13 protein-coding genes are annotated in these 13,596 nt (G+C 68.3%); 10 read left to right on the forward strand and 3 right to left on the reverse strand.

All coding sequences use genetic code 11. From position 1 onward, the window contains the following. Window positions 1-68 precede the first annotated feature (68 nt). A complete protein-coding gene (locus NRB20_RS22055; RefSeq protein ID WP_153412010.1) occupies window positions 69-782 on the forward strand; it encodes an MBL fold metallo-hydrolase in 714 nt (237 codons plus the stop codon). Between the two features lie 29 nt (window positions 783-811). Here NRB20_RS22055 and NRB20_RS22060 read toward each other — a convergent pair whose 3' ends face one another. After that, window positions 812-1,912 (reverse strand): branched-chain amino acid aminotransferase, encoded by a 1,101-nt coding sequence (locus tag NRB20_RS22060; protein ID WP_153412011.1) that lies wholly within the window; start codon window positions 1,910-1,912, stop codon window positions 812-814. Window positions 1,913-2,136: 224 nt separating this feature from the next. After that, window positions 2,137-3,237, reverse strand: a complete 1,101-nt coding sequence (gene gcvT / locus NRB20_RS22065) for a glycine cleavage system aminomethyltransferase GcvT (RefSeq protein ID WP_319945252.1) — start codon at window positions 3,235-3,237, stop codon at window positions 2,137-2,139. 171 nt (window positions 3,238-3,408) lie between these two features. Here gcvT and NRB20_RS22070 point away from each other — a divergent pair, with 171 nt between their 5' ends. After that, window positions 3,409-4,929, forward strand: coding sequence for a leucyl aminopeptidase (locus tag NRB20_RS22070; RefSeq protein ID WP_153412013.1), 1,521 nt, complete (start codon window positions 3,409-3,411; stop codon window positions 4,927-4,929). A gap of 135 nt (window positions 4,930-5,064) precedes the next feature. On the opposite strand, the gene NRB20_RS22075 is transcribed toward NRB20_RS22070, so the two are convergent. Beyond that, a complete protein-coding gene (locus NRB20_RS22075; RefSeq protein WP_153412014.1) occupies window positions 5,065-5,427 on the reverse strand; it encodes an oxidoreductase in 363 nt (120 codons plus the stop codon). Window positions 5,428-5,810: 383 nt separating this feature from the next. Between NRB20_RS22075 and sucB the strand changes: the two genes are divergently transcribed. The 8 genes from sucB to NRB20_RS22115 all read left to right on the forward strand — a co-directional run bounded on the left by sucB (window position 5,811) and on the right by NRB20_RS22115 (window position 13,553). Continuing rightward, a complete protein-coding gene (gene sucB / locus NRB20_RS22080) occupies window positions 5,811-7,580 on the forward strand; it encodes a 2-oxoglutarate dehydrogenase, E2 component, dihydrolipoamide succinyltransferase (protein ID WP_153412015.1) in 1,770 nt (589 codons plus the stop codon). A 22-nt stretch (window positions 7,581-7,602) separates the two neighbouring features. Continuing rightward, complete coding sequence (locus NRB20_RS22085) at window positions 7,603-8,496, forward strand: TIGR01777 family oxidoreductase (RefSeq protein ID WP_153412016.1); 894 nt, start codon at window positions 7,603-7,605, stop codon at window positions 8,494-8,496. Window positions 8,497-8,648: 152 nt separating this feature from the next. Further along, window positions 8,649-9,215, forward strand: coding sequence for a GNAT family N-acetyltransferase (locus NRB20_RS22090; protein WP_319945253.1), 567 nt, complete (start codon window positions 8,649-8,651; stop codon window positions 9,213-9,215). Then, on the forward strand, window positions 9,212-10,042 hold the full coding sequence (gene lipB / locus NRB20_RS22095) for a lipoyl(octanoyl) transferase LipB (protein ID WP_264766368.1): 831 nt from the start codon (window positions 9,212-9,214) through the stop codon (window positions 10,040-10,042). Before NRB20_RS22090 ends, lipB begins: the two co-directional genes overlap by 4 nt. Before the next feature lie 24 nt (window positions 10,043-10,066). Then, window positions 10,067-11,167: a lipoyl synthase gene (lipA, locus tag NRB20_RS22100; RefSeq protein ID WP_406603865.1), complete on the forward strand. Its 1,101-nt coding sequence runs from the start codon at window positions 10,067-10,069 to the stop codon at window positions 11,165-11,167. Window positions 11,168-11,257: 90 nt separating this feature from the next. Then, entirely contained in the window at window positions 11,258-11,998 is a 741-nt protein-coding gene (locus NRB20_RS22105) for an MspA family porin (protein ID WP_227833736.1), read from the forward strand. Window positions 11,999-12,051: 53 nt separating this feature from the next. Beyond that, window positions 12,052-12,951, forward strand: coding sequence for a hypothetical protein (locus tag NRB20_RS22110; protein ID WP_153412017.1), 900 nt, complete (start codon window positions 12,052-12,054; stop codon window positions 12,949-12,951). Between the two features lie 320 nt (window positions 12,952-13,271). Further along, complete coding sequence (locus tag NRB20_RS22115) at window positions 13,272-13,553, forward strand: hypothetical protein (protein ID WP_153412018.1); 282 nt, start codon at window positions 13,272-13,274, stop codon at window positions 13,551-13,553. Window positions 13,554-13,596: the final 43 nt, after the last annotated feature.

The raw sequence follows: 13,596 nt of genomic DNA on the forward strand, positions 1-13,596 counted from the left end.
TAGCACGGTGACCGTTCACAACCCGGCCGGATGCGTGCGATTGACCGACTGGCAATAGGGTGGTTCGTATGGGATCCGACCGTTTGTACTTCCGTCAGCTACTCGCCGGACGCGATTGGGCTGTGGGCGATCCGATCGCCACTCAGATGCGGAATTTCGCGTATCTGATCGGTGATCGTGAGACCGGCGACTGCATCGTGGTGGATCCCGCGTACGCGGCGGGCGATCTGGTGGATATCGCCGAGGGCGACGGACTGCGGCTGACCGGGGTGCTGGCCACGCACCATCATCCCGATCACGTGGGCGGCACGATGATGGGTTTCACCCTGCGCGGGGTGCGCGAACTGTTGGAGCGGGTGCAGGTTCCGGTGCACGTGCATCAGGAAGAGCTACCGTGGGTGGCCAATGTCACCGGGATCGCGCCCAGCGAACTGACCGGACACGAGCACGGCGACAAGGTGGGCGTCGGCGGTTTCGAGATCGAATTACTGCACACCCCCGGGCACACCCCCGGCAGCATGTGCTTCCTGTTCGAGGATCGGCTCGTCGCGGGTGACACGCTGTTCGTGGACGGCTGCGGGCGCACCGACTTCCCGGGCGGGGATTCGGACTCGATGTTCCGCAGCCTGCGTCATCTGGCGGAGTTGTCCGGCGATCCGGTGGTGTATCCCGGGCACTGGTACTCGCAGGAGCCGAGCGCGGCGCTGTCGCAGGTCCGCGAGAAGAACTACGTCATGCGGCCACAGACCCTCGAACAGTGGCAGATGTTGATGCCGGGCTGAAAAACCCGGCCGCGCGCCGGTCGGGGGGATCAGGCCAGTGCGCGCATCCAGCCGTGGATATCGGCGAAGGTGCCGCGCTGGATGCCGGTGAGCGTGTCGCGCAACGCCATGGTGACCTCGCCGGGCTCACCGTTGCCGATGCTGAACTCGCCGTCGGCGGAGCGGACCGACGCGACCGGGATGACCACGGCCGCGGTGCCGCAGCCGAAAACCTCGGTGATCTCACCGGATTCGGCGCCCTTGCGCCATTCCTCGACCGAGACGCGGCGCTGCTCCACCTCGTAACCGGCGTCCGCGGCCAGCGTCAGCAGCGAGTCGCGGGTGATACCCGGCAGCAGCGAACCGGACAGCTCGGGCGTCACCAGCCGCGCCTGCGAACCCGATCCGAAGACGAAGAACAGGTTGTTGGTGCCCATCTCCTCGACGTAGCGGTGATCGCACGCGTCGAGCCAGACCACCTGGTCACAGCCCTGTTCACTGGCCTGCTTCTGAGCCAGCAGCGAGGCCGCGTAGTTGCCCGCCACCTTCGCCTCGCCGGTACCGCCGGGGGCGGCCCGCACGTATTCGGTGGACAGCCACACCCGCACCGGCTTCAGGCCGCGCGGGAAGTAGGCCCCCGCGGGCGAGCCCAGCAGCAAGTACTTGTAGGCGCCGGCGGGCTTGACACCCAGGCCCGATTCGGTCGCGAACAGGAACGGCCGCAGGTACAGCGCATCCTCGCCACCGGCGGCGGGCACCCAGTCCGTATCGACCTCGAGCAGCTGGCGCACCGACTCGATGAACAGCTCCTCGGGCAGTTCGGCCATCGCCATCCGGCGCGAAGACCGTTGGAAGCGTGCGGCATTCGCGTCGATGCGGAACGTCGCGATGCTGCCGTCGCTCTGCCGGTACGCCTTGAGACCCTCGAAGATCGCCTGACCGTAGTGGAACACCATCGTCGCCGGATCCATCGACAGCGGCGCATACGGCTCGACCCGCGCATCGGTCCACTGCCCGTCGGCGTAGTCGATCGACACCATGTGATCGGTGAAGTACCGCCCGAAACCGGGTGCCGCCAAGATCTCCTGCCGTCGCTGCGCCGAGGTGGGCGCGGGATGCGGAATACGGGTGAACTGTGCGGCAGCGGTCATGATTCGATCCTAGCCGCAAGGTAATCCGCCCCATTCGGCCCACCGTTGTGTACTCTGTTCGACCCCGTGCGTCGGGGACCACCCGGACACAATGCCCAACGCGCCCAAGCGGTATCACTGAGCGGCCACGCCACCACCCGACGGTCGGCACGCACGGCCAGCGCCCCGGGGCCGTGCGATGCCGGGTCGCGGGAGATGCGCGGCCGCGTCGGTATCGACCCTGATCAGGAGGTGTGCGGGGTGACGAAGGGGGGCCGGACGACCTCCACCTTCAGCCGTCGACCGCGCACGTCGACCTCGACCTGATCGCCGGGCTCCAGAGCCGCCGCGGTGTCGAGCAGGGCCAGGGCGATACCGATCTTGAGACTCGGCGAGAAGGTGCCGGAGGTGGTCTCGCCGATCACCTCGTCGCCGCGCAGCACCGACTGCCCCTGCCGCAGCACGCCACGGTCGAGGGCCTTGAGCCCCAACAGGATTCGGCTCGGTCCGGTCGACTTCTCCTGTTCCAGTGCGGCTTTGCCCCAGAACTCCGGCTTCTTCCAGCCGACGGCCCAGCCCGCGCGCGCCTGCACCGGCGAAATGTCCAGTGCCAGTTCGTGTCCGTGCAGCGGATAGCCCATCTCGGTGCGCAGCGTGTCGCGCGCGCCCAGGCCCGCGGGCTCGCCACCGGCCGCGCGCACCTGCCGCACCAGTTCCCGGAACAGCGGCTCGGCGTCGTCCCAGCGCGGCAGCAGCTCGTAGCCGTGCTCGCCGGTGTAGCCGGTGCGGCAGACCCGGACCGGGCGGCCGTCCCACTCCGCGTCGGCGTAGGCCATGTACTCCATCTCGGCCGGGAGCCCGAGCGCGGTCAGCACGCTCGCCGACGCCGGGCCCTGCACCGCGAAGACGGCGTGGCCGCGATGTTCGTCGGTGATGGTGATGCCCTCGGGCGCGGCCGCGCGCAGGGCCGCGACCACCGCGGCGGTGTTGGCCGCGTTGGGGACCAGGAAGATCTCGTCGTCGGTGACGTAGTACGCGATCAGATCGTCGATCACCCCGCCCTCGGGCGTGCAGCACAGCGTGTACTGGGCCTTACCCGGCCGGATCCGCCGCAGATCGTTGGTCAGCGCCGAATTCACGAACTCCGCGGCGCCCGGCCCCGACACGGTGGCCTTGCCCAGATGGCTCACGTCGAAGACGCCGACGGTCGTGCGGACCGCGGTGTGCTCGGCCACCGTCCCGGCGTAGGACACCGGCATCTCCCAGCCGCCGAAGGGGGCGAAATTCGCGCCCAGTTCGACGTGCACGTCGTGGATCGGCCCACGTAGCAGGTTCGCGTCGTTCACCCGGCCAACCCTAGACGCCGAATTCCCGCCCGTCTGCACCCGCCGAACAGCCGCACCCCTTGCGTGGAGACGCACCCGCTGCCGCACCGATTTCGGGTGCGTCTCCATGTACGGGGTGCGGCTGTGATCTGGTCCGGTGACATGTCGTCCACGGCCAGTAGCCTGTTCCGCATGACAGCTGCTACAGATCGCCCGCTCGGACCGGATGTGGATCCGGTCGATTCCCTCGCCCCCGATACCGACGTGCTGGTGCTCGGCATCGTCAGCGGCGAGGACGGTCCGGCGCTTGCCGGGAGCGACGACGAGGTCGTCATCGGCGCCATCGGCGCCGAGTCCCTCGCCGCGGTGCTGGCGAGCCTGCGCGCGGTCGGCGCGAAGGGGTCGAGCGAGGAGCTCACCCGCATCCCCGCCCCGGCCGAGTTCACCGGTGTCACCAGCGTGCTCGCGGTCGGCCTCGGCGCACCCGACGGTATCGACGCCGAACAGGTGCGCCGTTCCGCCGGTGTCGCGGCCCGCGCGCTGACCGGCGTGCGCCGCGCCGCCACCACCCTGTCCCGCCTGGCCCCCGGTCCGGGTCCGGCCGCCGAGGGATTCTTCCTCGGCGCGTACACCTTCACAGCCTTCCGCTCCGAGAAGTCCGCCTCGAAGCCGGAGGACGGCCCGCTCGCGCGGGTCGATCTGCTGGTCGCCGATCCCGCCGACGACGCGGCCGTGCGGCGCGCGATCCGGGTGGCCGAGGCGGTCGCCCTCGCCCGCGATTTCGTCAACACCCCGCCCAGCCACCTGTTCCCGGCCGAATTCGCCGAGCGCGCAAAGGCTTTCGCCGAGCAGGCCGGTCTTCAGGTCGAGATCCTGGACGAAAAGGCGCTCGCCGCAGGCGGTTACGGCGGCATCGTCGGCGTCGGGCAGGGCTCCTCGCGCCCGCCGCGGCTGATTCGCCTCACCCATGCGGGCGGCGCGAAGAAGGTCGCGCTGGTCGGTAAGGGCATCACGTTCGACACCGGCGGCATCTCGATCAAACCGGCCGCCAACATGGAGAACATGACCTCCGATATGGGCGGCGCGGCGGCGGTCATCGCGGCCACGATCGCGGCGGCCGCGCTGGAGCTGCCCGTCACTGTGACGGCGACGGTGCCGATGGCGGAGAACATGCCCTCGGCCACCGCGCAGCGCCCCGGTGATGTGCTCACCCAGTACGGCGGCACCACGGTCGAGGTGATCAACACCGATGCCGAGGGGCGGCTCGTACTCGCCGACGCGATCGTGCGAGCCTGCGAGGACGAGCCCGAATATCTGATCGATGTGGCCACGTTGACGGGCGCGCAACTGGTCGCGCTGGGCAGCCGGACCCCGGGCGTCATGGGTACCGAGGAGTTCCGCGACCGGGTCGCGCACCTGTCCCGGGAGATCGGCGAGAACGGTTGGGCCATGCCGCTTCCCACCGAGTTGCGCGCGGACCTCAACTCCAAGATCGCCGATCTGGCGAACGTCTCCCCGCACCGTTTCGGCGGCATGCTGGTGGCCGCGCTGTACCTGAAGGAATTCGTCGCCGAGGGCGTGCAGTGGGCCCACCTCGACGTCGCCGGCCCGGCCTACAACACCGGCGGCGCCTTCGGTTACGTGCCCAAGGGCGGCACCGGCGTTCCGGTGCGCACACTCATCGCCGTACTCAGCGACATCGCGGCGGAGTAGCCGATGACGACGGCCGGTTCGCGCGCGACCACGACTCCGACAGTCGTGGGTCCCGGGTTGCGAACCGTCCGTCTCCGGCCGGTAACCGCGCCCTCCGGAGTCGCGCGGCGCTACCGGGAACCGGGCGATACCCGGTCAGTCGCCGAGGCCCCGCAGTTCCCGTTCCATCGCCCGCTTGCGTTCGATGCGGCGACGCGCGTCGAAGTCCCGCATGCGCTGCGGGTAGCCCGTCCGGCGCACGTCGTACACCGGAATGCCGAGACGGCCGGACAGCCGCTGCGCGCCGCGCTCGCCGACCGTGCGGCGGGTCCATTCGCCGTCGTGCGCCACCAGCACGACCGTGACATCGGTCACTGTCGTCTTCGGTTCCACGTAGGCTTCGACGCCGACGTGCGAGCGCACCCACTCGTCCAGATATCGGGCATCGCCGGTGGCTCCCCCGCCACCGGGTGCCCGCACACGATCCACCGACTGGCGGAAACGATCCAGCAAACCCATCCCCCGCCGACCTCCTGTCCGATATATCGGGTTTCGAATCACACCCGATTCATCGATAGTGCCAGCCGATGCGACGGCATGCCGGAAGCCTCGGGCGGCGCCGTGCGACCACCGGACACGGGCCGCCCTGTGCTACACGCCGCGGCGGCGAGTGCAAGGATGGACAGTCGGAACAAGAACCCCACACGGATCTCCGGTGCCACACAGAATTTCGGTGGCGGTCGGCGGCTCGTGCGGCCGGGGCGCACAGGCGGAGTTCTCATCACCGCCGAGGGCCCGGCGCACCTGCCGAATAGACTCGGACATCTGCCGCGACCCGCGGCGGGGGTCCGCCGAGAGACAACTGTTGTAGACCCGTCGAGCAGTTATAGGAGTCAACGGACATGGCCTTCTCCGTCCAGATGCCGGCCCTTGGTGAGAGTGTCACCGAGGGAACCGTGACCAGGTGGCTGAAGCAGGAAGGAGACACGGTCGAGGTCGACGAGCCCCTGCTGGAGGTGTCCACCGACAAGGTCGACACCGAGATCCCCGCCCCGGCCGCCGGTGTGCTCACCAAGATCGTGGCCAAGGAGGACGACGTCGTCGAGGTCGGCGGTGAGCTGGGTGTGATCGGCGCGGCCGACGAGGCGCCCGTCGCCGCTCCGGCCCCCGCGCCCGCCCCGCCCGCTCCGGCCCCGCAGCCGGCCGCCCCCGCGCCCCAGCCCGTCGCCCCGGCCCCGGCTCCCGTTGCCGCCGCCCCGGCCCCGGCCGCCGCATCCGGCACCCCGGTCAAGATGCCCGAACTGGGCGAGTCCGTCACCGAGGGCACGGTCACCCGCTGGCTCAAGCAGGTCGGCGATTCGGTCGCGGTCGACGAGCCGCTGCTCGAGGTGTCCACCGACAAGGTCGACACCGAGATCCCCTCGCCCGTCGCGGGCACCCTGCTGGAGATCAGCGCGAACGAGGACGACGTGGTCGCCGTCGGCGGTCAGCTCGGCGTGATCGGCAGCGGCGTCCCGGCCCCGGCCCCCGCCCCGGCTCCCGCGCCCACTCCGGCTCCCGCACCTGTCCCGGCTCCCGCGCCTGTTCCGGCCCCCGCGCCTGTTCCGGCTCCGGTCGCTGTGGCCCCCGCTCCGGCACCGGCCCCGCAACCGGTCGCACCGGCTCCGGCCGCCGCCCCCGCTCCGGTCTCGAGCCCGGCTCACGCCGCCCCCTCGAACGGCAACGGCGACGCCCCCTACGTGACCCCGCTGGTCCGCAAGCTCGCTGCCGAGAACAACGTCGATCTGGCTGCGGTCCAGGGATCCGGCGTCGGCGGCCGCATCCGCAAGCAGGATGTACTCGCCGCGGCCGAGGCCGCCAAGGCCCCCTCGCCCGCCGCCGTAGCAGCACCCGCCGCCGCTCCGGTAGCCGCGAGCGCAGCGCCCGCCGGTGTCCGCCCGCAGCTGCAGGCCCTGCGCGGCACCGTCCAGAAGGCCAGCCGCATCCGGCAGATCACCGCGACCAAGACTCGCGAATCGCTGCTGAGCACCGCGCAGCTGACGCAGACCCATGAGGCCGACGTCACCAAGATCGCGGCGCTGCGCGCGAAGGCCAAGTCCGCCTTCGCCGATCGCGAGGGCGTGAACCTGACCTTCCTGCCGTTCTTCGCGAAGGCCGCGGTGGAGGCGCTGGGCGTACACCCCAACATCAACGCCTCCTACAACGAGGACACCAAGGAGATCACCTACCACTCCGCGGTGCACCTGGGTATCGCGGTGGACACCGATCAGGGTCTGCTCTCGCCGGTCATCCACAACGCCAGCGACCTGTCGCTGGCCGGTCTGGCCCGCGCGATCGCCGATATCGCCAACCGCGCCCGCAACGGTGGCCTCAAGCCGGACGAGCTGGCCGGTGGCACCTTCACCATCACCAACATCGGCAGCCAGGGCGCCCTGTTCGACACCCCGATCCTGGTTCCGCCGCAGTCGGCGATGCTGGGTACCGGCGCGATCGTCAAACGCCCCATCGTGATCGCCGACAACGGCAACGAGTTCATCGGCATCCGCTCGATGTGCTACCTGCCGCTGACCTACGATCACCGGCTCATCGACGGCGCCGATGCCGGACGTTTCCTCACCACCATCCGGCATCGGCTGGAAGAGGCCGCGTTCGAGGCGGATCTCGGCCTGTAACAAGAAAATTCGGTAACACCCCATGAGGGTCGTGATCGCCGGTTCATCCGGTTCCATCGGAACGGCACTGGTGGCGGCGCTGCGCCGGGACGGGCACGAAGTGGTCCGACTGGTGCGGCGTCCCGCCGCCGCCCGCGACGAGTTCAGCTGGGATCCGATTCGCGCTCAGGTGCCCGAGCGCGCCCTGCGCGGTTCGGACGCGGCGATCAATCTGTGCGGCGCGGGCGTGGGCCGCCGACGCTGGAACGGCAGCTACAAGCAGGAGTTGCGGGACAGCCGGCTCACCCCGACCGATGTGCTGGCCACCGCGGTCGCGGCCGCCGGGGTGCCGACGCTGATCAATGCCAGCGGCGTGCACTACTACGGCGGCGCGACCGGGGACCGGATCGTCACCGAAACCTCCCCCGCGGGAACGGGTTTCCTGGGCACGCTGTGCCGCGACTGGGAGGCCGCGACCAGACCCGCCGACGACGCGGGCGTGCGTGTGGTCCACCTCCGCAGCGCCCTGGTGCTGTCCCGGCACGGCGGCTTGCTGAAACTGCTCGAACCGCTGTACTGGCTCGGTCTGGGTGGACGGCTGGGCAGCGGGCGTCAGTACGTGCCGTGGATCTCCCTCGCCGACGAGATCGGCGCAATCACCTTCGCCCTGCACAACGACACCCTGCGCGGCCCGGTCAACCTGGCCGGACCGGCGCCGGTCACCAATGCCGAATTCAGCCGTGCCCTGGCCCGCGCCCTGCACCGCCCGGCCCCACTCGTGGTGCCCTCCACGGCATTACATCTGCTGATCGGTGAATTCGCCGAAGAGGCGATCCTGCACGGCCCCCGCGCCATCCCGACCGCCCTCGAAGACGCGGGCTACCCCTTCGAGCACCGCACCATCGGCCAGGCTCTCGCGGCGATCTTCGGCGACTGAGGCCGCACCGGACCGGCACCTGATTCACCCCGGCACGAGGATGCCCGCGGTTCATACTCTCGACGACTCGACCCGCTCATCCCGGCCCGACCTGGGTGAATATCACATCCCGACCGCTCGGTCGCGGGATTCGCACCGATTACCGTGGGCTGGTGACCGAGAACCGACAGCCCGCGCCGCTGATCCGCGATGCGCGCGAAACCGACCTGCCGGAGATCCTTGCGATCCACAACGACGCGATCGCGGAGACCACTGCCATCTGGGACACCGAGCCGGTCGACCTGTCCGAGCGGCTGGCCTGGTGGCGGACGCGGACGGCGGGCGGGTTCCCGGTGCTGGTCGCCGAGCTCGACGGCGCGGTGGCCGGATACGCCAGCTACGGGCAGTGGCGGCCCAAGTCGGGTTATCGGTTCACCGTGGAGAATTCGGTGTACGTGGCGGACCGGTTCCATCGGCGCGGTATCGCCACCGCGCTGCTGACCGAACTGCTGGCGCGGGCCGAACGCGCCGGCGCCGTGCACGCGGTGATCGCCGCGATCGAATCCTCGAATACGACCTCGATCACACTGCACGAGAAGTTCGGATTCCGCACGGTCGGGGTACTACCGGAAGTAGGACACAAATTCGGCGGATGGATGGACCTGACATTGATGCAGCTCACATTGGGCCCCACGGAGCTCGCGCAGGCGGATCACGATAGCGTAACGTCCCCGCGATGACCGATCCCGCCAGCGCAGCCTTACGGGGCGAGCACGTGAACATCCCGGACCCGCTCGGTGACGGCGTGACCGAAACCTCCGCACTGCCGGTGATTCCCCCGGCCCGCCGCCGCAACGACTCGGCCCGCATGGACCATTCGCCGGTCGAGATCGACTATCTCGGCGTGGTCGACTACGAGCGCGCCCGGGAAATGCAGCGCGGCATCGCCGCCGAGCGCGCCGTGGGGCAGGGCCGCGACCATCTGCTGTTGCTGGAGCATCCGCAGGTCTACACCGCGGGCCGGCGCACCGAACCGCGCGATATGCCGACCGATGGCAGTCCCGTGGTGCTCACCGATCGCGGCGGCAAGATCACCTGGCACGGGCCGGGTCAGCTGGTCGGTTATCCGATCGTGCGACTGGCCGAACCGGTCGATGTGATCGACTATGTGCGCCGCCTCGAGGAGGCCCTCATCGCGGTCTGCACCGAGCTGGGTCTGGTCTGTGGGCGGGTGCCCGGACGCTCCGGCGTGTGGGTTCCGGCGAACTCCCTGCAACCCGCGCGCAAGGTGGCGGCGATCGGCGTGCGCGTCGAACGCGGTGTTGCGCTGCACGGGATTTCGCTCAACTGCGATTCCTCCCTGGACGCCTACGAGGTGATCGTGCCCTGCGGTATCCGCGATGCCGGGGTGACGACGTTGAGCCGCGAGTTGGGCCGCGAGATCACCGTGTCCGAGGTGCTCCCGGCGGTGGCCGACGCGATCGTGCGCGCACTCGATGGGCGGCTGCCGGTTTCCGATCATGATATTGCGCATGTCACACCGGCCGGAGCCGCACCGGGCGCCTGATCGCGCGGGCGTAGCATCGGTCGAGTGACCTCCGTCGACACCCCGACATCGACCGCTCCGACCGGCACCACCCCGTCCGGTTCGGATTCCGCCGCGCCTCAGGCTCCCGCGCCGGGTACGCCATCGGCCAACGGCCGCAAGCTGCTTCGTATCGAGGCGCGCAACGCCGAGACGCCGATCGAGCGCAAGCCCGCGTGGATCCGCACCCGCGCCACCATGGGCCCGGAGTACTCCGAGCTCAAGGGTCTGGTGAAACGTGAAGGGCTGCACACGGTCTGCGAGGAGGCGGGCTGCCCGAACATCTTCGAATGCTGGGAGGACCGCGAGGCCACCTTCCTGATCGGCGGCGAGCAGTGCACCCGCCGTTGCGATTTCTGCCAGATCGATACCGGCAAACCCGCCGCGCTGGATCGCGACGAGCCGCGCCGGGTCGCCGAGAGCGTGCAGGCGATGGGCCTGCGGTACTCCACGGTGACGGGCGTGGCCCGCGACGATCTGGACGACGGCGGCGCGTGGCTCTACGCCGAGACGGTGCACGCGATCAAGCGCCTCAACCCGAACACCGGTGTGGAGCTGCTGATCCCGGATTTCAACGCCGACCCCGATCAGCTGGCCGAGGTGTTCGCCGCCCGCCCCGAGGTGCTGGCCCACAACCTGGAAACGGTCCCGCGCATCTTCAAGCGAATCCGCCCCGCCTTCCGCTACGAGCGTTCGCTGGCGGTACTGACCGCGGCCCGCGAGGACGGCCTGGTGACCAAGTCCAACCTGATCCTCGGCATGGGCGAAACCCCCGAGGAGGTCACCCAGGCCATGCGCGACCTCCACGAAGCAGGCTGCGACATCCTCACCATCACCCAGTACCTGCGCCCTTCCCCCCGCCACCACCCCGTCGACCGCTGGGTCAAGCCGGAAGAATTCCTCGACCACTCCCGCACCGCCGAACAGATCGGCTTCGCCGGCGTCATGGCAGGCCCCCTGGTCCGCTCCTCCTACCGCGCCGGCCGCCTCTACGCCCAGGCCATGGCCCACCACGGCCGCGAAATCGCCCCCGAGATGGCCCACCTCGCCACCGAAGGCACCGCCTCCCAGGAAGCCACCTCGGTCCTGGCCCGCTTCGGCTCCTAACCGCCCGTCCCCCACGCATCCCGTTGTGCCGACAGCGAGACATCCGGACCGATTGACGAAATCCCATGGATCTCCCTTGCTGTCACTCGCATGGACAAGGTCGCCACCGCCGTGCTAGCGTTCTCACGACAGGGGCGGTTCTTGGACAATTCGTTTGTTGCACAACGTAATTCGCTCCAAAAGATCAACGATCAATGCGGGGGGAGTTTCATGCATGCGCGGGGGATGTTCACGGCGGTTGCCGGTCTGTTGAGCATTGCCGTCATCGGTATCGCAGGAAGCGGTACTGCTACGGCGGATCCTTTGGCGGACAAGTCGAGGGAGACCATCACCGATGATGGTTGGCACATGCGGATCACGAAGACCGATGAGAGTCTCGACCGGTATCCGAATCTGGCCTCGACCTTGTTCACCAGGGAAGGCTTTGTCAGCCTGAAGGCAGTTGCCGATATCACGGGCTCGGGTAACGCACCCGTGAACTCGGGGACCGTCGCTCTCGGGTACCAGATCGGTTGTCAGGTCGATGTATCCAATGGCGCGGCAATCGGTTTGGCGATCGGACCGAGTGTCACGATCGGGGTGACGTCCGGAGTGGGCGGTAGTGCGACGATTACACCAACCGTGTACCTCAAGCCCGGCACCATCACCGACATTCCGTTCGGCACCAAGCCATTGACTGGTCGACACGGATCGATCACTTCCGATCAGGTCCACATCAAGATCGACGGCTGTATGGGGCCGGTCAGTTTGCGTTCGTACGCGCAGGTCAGGATCTCCACGCCTACTGCGGACAATGCCCTGTCTGTGTACGGCGACCCGATCTACCTGTGAGACAACCGATGTCGGCCGATCGGACGGTGACACGGTTCGGACACCGGGTGGGAATGCTCACCGTGGTGGTGGTTCTGGTGATGGTATTCGGTGTGGCTGTCACCGGCACCCGTACCGCGTCGCAGGCCGAGGCCAAGCCGATCAATCCGTATGTGCCGTGCCCGGATTGGCAGATCCTGCACCCGGGGTGGCCCTGTTTCGGCAACTTCCCGGAAATCGAAGAGCCGACGCTGCCGTCTCTGCCGCCCCCACCTCCAGGTCTCCCAACTCCCGCAGTTCCCGCACCACAGACCACGATTCCCACTGCCCCACCGTCGACGACTTCGGTTTCGCCGCCGGCGGCCGCGCTGACGCCGCCAGCCCCGCAACCGGCCCCCAATCCATGTCAGGCGATCATCCCGGTCCCCGGGTATGTTCCACCGGCGTTGCCAGGGCATCCGGCCAACGCAGCGTGTTCGTACAGCCCGCCATCATCTCGTCCCCCGACTCCTCGGGAAGCCATCGAACCGTATCTCCACGAGGCTAAAACCTGGGGAGCATGCGGCATCAACTCCCCTGATGACAAGACGGTTCGCAGTTTCGACCGCGGCACGATCAAGATCGGCGACAGGGTCTTCACGGAGGGCCAATCCGTGCTGCAATGCGGAAACGACAGATACGGCTACCGACACCTTCAAAGCAGACAGCACGACCGGAAGTGGGGAGCCGTCGACTATAGCTACAACTGGCGGGACAACGCGGACCGGATCATCGAGAAGACCCTGCGCAAACCCGATGTTGCCTGCTACAGCCTGCCGAACAATACATATGTTCTCGGACTGCAGTTGTGGGAGTACGTCAAACGCGACGGTCGATTGACCGGTAAGACTCAGTGGTCGAACGTGGTCATCGACGCCAACAACGGCCGCATCATCACCGCCTTTCCTACACTCCAGAAACCCAGATGCCAATGATCCGGAACCTTCGACCGCGAATCGGACGCCGAGCGCGTGAAGTAACCGCACCTGTCATCGGTGCGATAATCCTCGTCGCGGCAGTTTCCGGCTGTGGCACGGCGACCAGCGACAGTGAGGTGACACCTGTGAACGCTCAGTCTTCGCCTGCGGCACGAACATTGGACTGCCAGGTGGTTGCCGACCTGATTCGCGATCAGATCACTGGGTTGCAGGTGTGGCGGCAGGAACCGGATCCTGACCTGGTCCCAGGCACTGTCGACTGTGACTGGGCAGAGCCCGGGGGGCCTCGGAGCATCCAGGTGCGGATGGTGCCGGAGGTGACCTCGCCGGATGAATTCAGGCGTATTCGTGCCGGTGAGGTCTACACGGGTGACTACCCGCCTTATCAGATCATCGACACCGAACGGCTGCGGGCGGCCGACGCTGTGGGGGCGCTGGTCGTCGACGAAGACTCCGGGGACACCACCGAGGAGATCGCCAGTATTCGGCAGATCCTCGTGCATACGCCCGAGACGAAGATCGGGGTGGTGGGGTGGAAGGCCGCTCAGATCATCGAGATCGCTACTCGGGTCGCTGAAAAGTTGAAGTCGCGGCGTTGATGTCTCGGTGACATCGGGGGAAACTCGGATAAAACCACACGTG

The organism is Nocardia macrotermitis (assembly GCF_009604405.1).
GTDB classification, from domain to species: domain Bacteria; phylum Actinomycetota; class Actinomycetes; order Mycobacteriales; family Mycobacteriaceae; genus Nocardia; species Nocardia macrotermitis.

Excerpts from the sequence above, each read along its gene's own strand:
- NRB20_RS22055 (WP_153412010.1), top strand. The coding sequence starts at position 69 with ATGGGATCCGACCGTTTGTACTTCCGTCAGCTACTCGCCGGACGCGAT.
- NRB20_RS22075 (WP_153412014.1), bottom strand. The coding sequence starts at position 5,427 with ATGGGTTTGCTGGATCGTTTCCGCCAGTCGGTGGATCGTGTGCGGGCA.
- NRB20_RS22060 (WP_153412011.1), bottom strand. The coding sequence starts at position 1,912 with ATGACCGCTGCCGCACAGTTCACCCGTATTCCGCATCCCGCGCCCACC.
- NRB20_RS22085 (WP_153412016.1), top strand. The coding sequence starts at position 7,603 with ATGAGGGTCGTGATCGCCGGTTCATCCGGTTCCATCGGAACGGCACTG.
- sucB (WP_153412015.1), top strand. The coding sequence starts at position 5,811 with ATGGCCTTCTCCGTCCAGATGCCGGCCCTTGGTGAGAGTGTCACCGAG.
- NRB20_RS22105 (WP_227833736.1), top strand. The coding sequence starts at position 11,258 with ATGGACAAGGTCGCCACCGCCGTGCTAGCGTTCTCACGACAGGGGCGG.
- NRB20_RS22110 (WP_153412017.1), top strand. The coding sequence starts at position 12,052 with ATGCTCACCGTGGTGGTGGTTCTGGTGATGGTATTCGGTGTGGCTGTC.
- NRB20_RS22070 (WP_153412013.1), top strand. The coding sequence starts at position 3,409 with ATGACAGCTGCTACAGATCGCCCGCTCGGACCGGATGTGGATCCGGTC.
- lipB (WP_264766368.1), top strand. The coding sequence starts at position 9,212 with ATGACCGATCCCGCCAGCGCAGCCTTACGGGGCGAGCACGTGAACATC.